5 protein-coding genes are annotated in these 6,155 nt (G+C 40.7%); 3 read left to right on the top strand and 2 right to left on the bottom strand.

Annotation, left to right across the window (positions count from 1 at the left end; genetic code table 11):
* Nucleotides 1–15 precede the first annotated feature (15 nt).
* Nucleotides 16–276: a hypothetical protein gene (locus V7K67_RS22590; RefSeq protein ID WP_335168503.1), complete on the top strand. Its 261-nt coding sequence runs from the start codon at nucleotides 16–18 to the stop codon at nucleotides 274–276.
* Here the strand turns inward: V7K67_RS22590 and V7K67_RS22585 are convergent.
* A complete protein-coding gene (locus V7K67_RS22585) occupies nucleotides 273–1,451 on the bottom strand; it encodes an extracellular solute-binding protein (protein ID WP_334729722.1) in 1,179 nt (392 codons plus the stop codon). The genes V7K67_RS22590 and V7K67_RS22585 overlap by 4 nt on opposite strands.
* A 334-nt stretch (nucleotides 1,452–1,785) precedes the next feature.
* On the opposite strand from V7K67_RS22585, the gene V7K67_RS22580 reads away from it, so the two are divergent.
* The gene (locus tag V7K67_RS22580) at nucleotides 1,786–2,157 is read left to right on the top strand and encodes a hypothetical protein (RefSeq protein ID WP_179063921.1); all 372 of its coding nucleotides are present in this window, start codon (nucleotides 1,786–1,788) and stop codon (nucleotides 2,155–2,157) included.
* Between the two features lie 676 nt (nucleotides 2,158–2,833).
* Entirely contained in the window at nucleotides 2,834–4,933 is a 2,100-nt protein-coding gene (locus V7K67_RS22575; RefSeq protein WP_334729723.1) for a di-heme oxidoredictase family protein, read from the top strand.
* Between the two features lie 208 nt (nucleotides 4,934–5,141).
* Here the strand turns inward: V7K67_RS22575 and V7K67_RS22570 are convergent, their stop codons facing one another.
* Nucleotides 5,142–5,903: an RNA-guided endonuclease InsQ/TnpB family protein gene (locus V7K67_RS22570; RefSeq protein WP_335168501.1), complete on the bottom strand. Its 762-nt coding sequence runs from the start codon at nucleotides 5,901–5,903 to the stop codon at nucleotides 5,142–5,144.
* Nucleotides 5,904–6,155 lie beyond the last annotated feature (252 nt).

Here is a 6,155-nt window from a genome sequence, read left to right as displayed (position 1 = left end):
AATTAGACATCCTGGATGTATCCTGTACCACTGAAGACGAATCAATTTTATACACACTTTTCTCTTTCGTCAGCGGTAAACTCTCTGGGGATTCTTTGTAGGGACTGGGGACTGGGGACTGGGGACTGGGGACTGGGGACTGGGGACTGGGGACTGGGGACTGGGGACTGGGGACTGGGGACTGGGGACTGGGGACTGGAGATGAAACGGACAAGGAGAATAACCATGCCCCATGCCCCATGCCCCATGCCCCATGCATGCCCCATGCCCAATTAAACTTTAATTTTGGCGAATAAAGACTCGTATTGTTTTATTGCTGATGGTGGTAAGGGAAGTAAAAATTCACTTTTATCGAAAACATTGCGTAGGCGTAGCCCATCGTAGACATCGCTCTCTAACAAACTCCATAATGGTTCTTGAATATCGGAAGCGGTAATATTTGTAGAAATTGGCGAATTACTTTTAGTCAGCACCGAAATTTGTTTAGCTGTGCTTGGTTGCCAACAAAAATCAATCCATTGATCTGATAAAGTACCTTTAGTAATCCCTGCGGGACGTACCCATAAATCTGCCCACATTGCTGTTCCTGACTGGGGGATCACAGCGGCAAGTTGCGGATAACGTCCTAAAACTGGCAACACATCGCTTGACCAACCAACCGCTAGCCAAGTGTCTTCCATAATTAGAGGTTCCAAGTAGTGATTGGAACTGTAGAACTTCACTTGTTGATTTAATGTCTGTAATTCCTTTTCCAAGTCTGGCACTTGGTCAAGATTGTCTGTATTATAAGATTTTCCGAGCTTCTTTAAGACCAAACCAATAACTTCTCGTGGTTGATTGAGTAGGGAAATGCGCTGCCGCATACCGTCTCGCCATAAATCACTCCAATCTTTGGGCGTCCATCCCAACTTTTGGAACTTGTCACGGTTATAAATAATCACCGTGTTACCCCACCTATAAGGCGCACCCCACACCTTCCCTTGAGTATCTAAATTACCTTGGTCGTTGCGCGTTACTAATTTCTTCCACTTTTCATCTAAACTAGACCACTGTTTTAATTGGTTTCCCTGTACTTCTTGGAGCGGTTGAATCAATTTCTGCTCAATAGCTGCTTTTAACCAGTAATCTCCTAATGTTACTAGGTCTGCCTCAGTTGTTTTTTGACCTTGCCTAAAGGGTATAAAGCGACTCCATCCCTGCTCATCACTAGCCTTTGGTTTTTGCTGCCAACTTTGTAATTGTTGAAATAAATCCTGTATCCGCTCAACTGGAGCAAACTTTAACTGCACCTGTTGCTGCAAACCTTTCTGGAACTGATTCACCACCTGACCAGGTATAGAACCTTTTAATAACTGTACTTTTAGTTGTGTCTGCTTGTTTCCACCACAGCCAAAAAGCAGTTGTGAAAGTGCCAATGTGCTTGTACCTAGTAAAAAAGACCGTCGATCCATTGATTTTGGATTTGAGATTTTTGATTATACCTAATATTAAGCAGAGATTCACCAGTCGCTAACTAGCTGAAAAAGTGGAGTTTGAAAATTATCGGTATTTTTTGTTTATAATACCGATAATTTTGCATATTTGACTTGAATTAGCTAGCTTTTTGGCAAAAAGCTACCTAAAAACTATTTTTTCACCATAAATTTCCTTAGTAGTACTTATGGTGAAACTTTACTTATATTTAGATTTCCATCAAAATTATCAATACTTAAATAATCCATAAGTATCGTTAAGGTTGGGAGTAAATTGAATAACATAGAGAAAATGTACGGATAAAGGTATTAAATGGAGCTATTAGAGCAGCAGATCCTGACTTTAAGCCAAAAGCTGGATGCCCTATGCCAAGTCATTGAGCAGCTTGATGGTAAAGTCACTCAAGCTTTTTCAGAGTGTTCTTTAGCGAATACACAAGCAAAGGATAATTATCAGGGAAATGGCGTAGCTGGGGGCTATCAGTTCAAAGGACGTAATAATTTAAATCCAGAAATGGAACACAAGGATGTATTGACAGATGGTATTTATCTAGACATGCATCGTCAAAGTGGAGATAACATCACACCAGAGATTCAAATACAACGACTGACAGCACAATTAACAGCAGCATACAATCGCATTGCGGCTTTAGAAGAACAATTACTTAGAGAGAGAATTCATTAAATTTAACCTGATTTCAATGGTTTAAAAGTAGACAAGGGAGGGAATATCGTAGGAAGTGCGCCTAATGGTGACATTACCTGTGCAATTTGTCATGTAACTCTTTCCAAGGAAGGTAAACGTCTTCCGGGAGTCCCGAATAATGAAATTGCCTTTCCCTTTCTTCTTGCCTTAGCACCAAATTCAGCAGCTGCGTTTGCACGGGCAGAATTTAATCCCCTAGATCCACAATACCAAGGTAATGGCAAAACTATCATTAACAGTAAAGGTGATAAGGTCTTGCGCCCCTACCGCGTGGTTTATTTAACTGAAAATTGTTGTAATACCAAGTCGTCTACTGATACATCTCAGATCATAGAAAGGCATCGTCAAAGTGGAGACAATATAACACCAGAAATTCAAATACAACGACTGACAGCGCAATTAATTACTGTCTTGGAAAACAGCTACTCAGAGAAAATTCATTAAATTTAACCTGATTTAAACTAATTAAAAAAAATGGCTGGAGTTTGGAAAGGTAAGGCTTTAAGTGCAATGTAGAGTGATGGCTTTATAAGTATATATTAAGTATCAGCAACTAATCTAGCTATCAAATTGATAAAAAACTTAAACACATTATTGTATATATCTACGTAATAGTGTGATATATCTACCTGTAATCTTTTAGTGAGTCCTCACTATGAAACCAAAAAAGAATAACCCTAAGACTGATGTTTTTAGGGTATTGTATGGTTCAAAAACCAAGATTTTCTTATTAATTTGCGTTTTTATCATTAGTGTTTTTGCCATCTTGTTATCAAATTGGTTGACGACAAGCCAAACAGCTTTCGCAAAAATTGATCTTTTGCAACCTGCTCCTACTCAACCGCTAGGCTATTATGACTATTTTGGCAAACTGCTGAGTCCTCAGGAAGCATCACAATTAGTTGTAAATAAACGACTCGACCCTAATGACCCTATTTCTTATCAACGGGTAGGGGCAGTTAAAATCACTAAGGAATTAATTGCAAAAGGTGAAGATATATTCTTCAACCGGAAGATTGGAGACACATTTGGTTTGCAAGGGGTATTTGGTTTTGGACTTGGTATTGCTAAAATTTTGCCAGAATTACAGACAGCAATAGTTAAGTTGCAAGGTCAGCCAACAACGAACTTACAAATTATTCTTCAGAAGGATATAGCGCTAGGTAGTCGAACTTTCCCTAAAGGAACTGTCGTCAATACAGGCTTAAAGATGGAAAAGGGAGGGACTTTTCCCATTGGGCTGGGAATCACACCTAACATTGATATTAGCTGCGCTGCCTGCCATGTATCCCTTTCAAATAAGGGTGAACGTCTTTTGGGAGTACCTAATGGCGAAATTGCCACGCCCCTGCTAGTTGCTTTAGCACCAAATTCTTCTGCGGCGTTTTCGCGCTTAAATTTTAATCCCCTAAGCCCACAATATCAAGGCAATGGGAAAATTATTCTAGACAGTAAAGGTCATAAAGTAAAATTACCCGATCCTGAAAAGTTTGAAAAAGCCTTTGACGATGCAGTACTGGATGTACCTTTTGGTAATTTCGAGAGTTCTTCAGATAGGATCAACGATACTACTCAAATCCCCAGTATTTTCACATTTAAGAATCATCCTTATTTCCTTGATGGACAGTTTGCTGTGGGGCCATTTGCGGGACTTAGCGCTGTCAGCAATGGTGTTCACTCTTCAGAAATCAATCTGTTGGCAGCCGCTCAACTCAGTGAAGATACTCTTGGTATTGACCCAGAAGTTTACATTGGTACATTTCTGCAAAATGCTGCCGTTCCCAGCCTACGTTTACCAGAAGGAGTAATAGTAAAACCCTCTGAATGGCTGCGGGGGGTAATTGCACCGAATCCTACACAAGCAGAATTAGAAGACCAAATTCCTGCCCCTGGTACAGGAACTTACCCAAACCTGCGTCCTAGTTTGTTTACTTACAACGGTTTGGTTTTCAGCCCAAATACTCAAAAGCCTGGAGATATTGCTAGCGGCACTTTCTTATTTGCTGAGAATGCTATGTCTGCTTTTCAAAATAGTTTAGTACCACCTGCTAACCAGACTCCAGAAAACTGGCAAGCACTAACAAATAATTCTGTGAAGCGTGGTGCAAAAGTTTTTGAGAAAGCCAATTGTGCAACTTGCCATATTCCACCATTCTTCACTGACAACAAAATTCATCCAATTGATGAAATCCGTACTAACCCCGCTCGTGCCCAATCTCGTCTGGGGCTAAGTAATTTGTTAGTACCACCCAAGCTATACACTTTTAATACTCCTGTTCCTATACCTGCTAAGGCTGAAGTACTGGATTTACCAACGCAGGGTATCTCTGATACTCCCACAACTCTACCCAAAGGAATATTACCAAGAGGCGGTTATAAAACTAGTGCATTACGTGGTCTTTATGCAAGCGCACCGTATTTGCACGATGGTGGTGCAGCAGTAAAGGCAGGAAGCTTAAAATTTGACTCAAATGGTTGTTTTACGGTTGTTAACAAGAGTGGCTTAGGGCTATCTGGCACTCTTAGCCAAGGTATACCTGCCGATCCTGCTAGTAGCTTGCGTGCATTAGTCGATCGCGATCTTCGCGCCTTAGTTATAAAAGCCAACAAAGCTAACCCTAGTTTAGGGCGTAGTAATCTTGATGGCACAGGTCATGACTTCTATGTAGATAGACAAGCTGGGTTTAATTCCAACCAGCAAGCAGACCTGATTAATTTCTTGCTGGCACTTGATGACAATCCTGGAAGCTTTTAATCAAGCTACGACTGATATCACGTTTTAATACCAAGTCCTCTAGTGATACATCATGAAGGCGACTTGATATTAGCACTCTTCATTGACACTCCCCAGCCATAAATGGCGGGGATTCCAGCGTCACTGACGTTCCTTGCTTTTACAGGTCTTGCGACCAATAGAAGTAGAGGAAACATCTCGACTGGCGTTACTTTGGATCTGCCCGACCCTAGAGAAGAGCACGACTTAAAATTACTTTGGCAGCATTTACATCGCGTTGCTCAATATGTCCGCAATGTGAACAAGAATGTGTCCGAGCGCTAAGAGATTTCTGGACTTTAGCACCGCAATTACTGCATTCTTGGCTAGTAAAATGGGGAGGAACCGCAATAATTTCTCTCCCAAATTTATCTCCAAAGTATTCGAGCCACTGACGGAAGTTGTACCAAGAAGCGTCCGTTATACTCTTGGCTAGTTTGTGGTTTCTGACCATGCCGGAAATATTTAAGTCTTCCAAGACGACCTTAGCGTTAGCCAGGGTTAAGTTACGTGCGAGTCTCTTCGCATGTTCATCCCTTTGTCTTGTTACTCTTAAATGCTTTCGAGCATAAACACCCCGCGCTTTTCTTCTACCAGATGACCCCTTTTTCTTTTTGTAAATATTACGTTGAACCCGTTTTATTTCTTTCTCAGCTTTGCGAAGATATCGTGGGTTCTCTTCATGATTACCGTTACTATCAGAGTAGAAATATTCCAATCCCACATCAATACCAATTTCTGATATGGTTATTGGTGCATCTTGTTGGTTGTCCACTTTGATGCCAAATTGAACATAGCAACCATCGGCTCTACGAATAATCCGAACTCGTTTAATTAATTCAACGGGGTATTGATGAATATCCCATTTACCTAATAGCTTGAGTTCGCCAATACCTTTTTTATCAGTGAAAGTTATTCGGCGTTTTATTGGGTGTAATTTCCAGCCAGACACTTTGTATTCAACTGAACGGCTATGAATCTGAACCTGGGATAGCCTTTCTTCCCTGGCTTTTTCTTCTTACAGTTATCGAAAAATCGATTAATAGCTCGTTCTACATTTTCTACTGATGCTTGACAAGCATGACTGTTTAAATCGTTAACAAATTTAAATTCGGCTCTTAGTTGAGTGTTGTACTGATACAGTTCTTTTTTGCCAACGCCGCGATTATCTATCCAATATCTTGCACGCCGCGACTTATTTGGT

It is taken from the genome of Nostoc sp. (assembly GCF_036917155.1).
In the GTDB taxonomy this organism is placed as follows: domain Bacteria; phylum Cyanobacteriota; class Cyanobacteriia; order Cyanobacteriales; family Nostocaceae; genus Nostoc.
The sequence above is the reverse complement of the archived record's forward strand: the minus strand, read 5'-3'. Positions and strand labels throughout refer to the sequence as shown.

Excerpts from the sequence above, each read along its gene's own strand:
- V7K67_RS22575 (WP_334729723.1), top strand. The coding sequence starts at position 2,834 with ATGAAACCAAAAAAGAATAACCCTAAGACTGATGTTTTTAGGGTATTG.
- V7K67_RS22590 (WP_335168503.1), top strand. The coding sequence starts at position 16 with ATGTATCCTGTACCACTGAAGACGAATCAATTTTATACACACTTTTCT.
- V7K67_RS22580 (WP_179063921.1), top strand. The coding sequence starts at position 1,786 with ATGGAGCTATTAGAGCAGCAGATCCTGACTTTAAGCCAAAAGCTGGAT.
- V7K67_RS22585 (WP_334729722.1), bottom strand. The coding sequence starts at position 1,451 with ATGGATCGACGGTCTTTTTTACTAGGTACAAGCACATTGGCACTTTCA.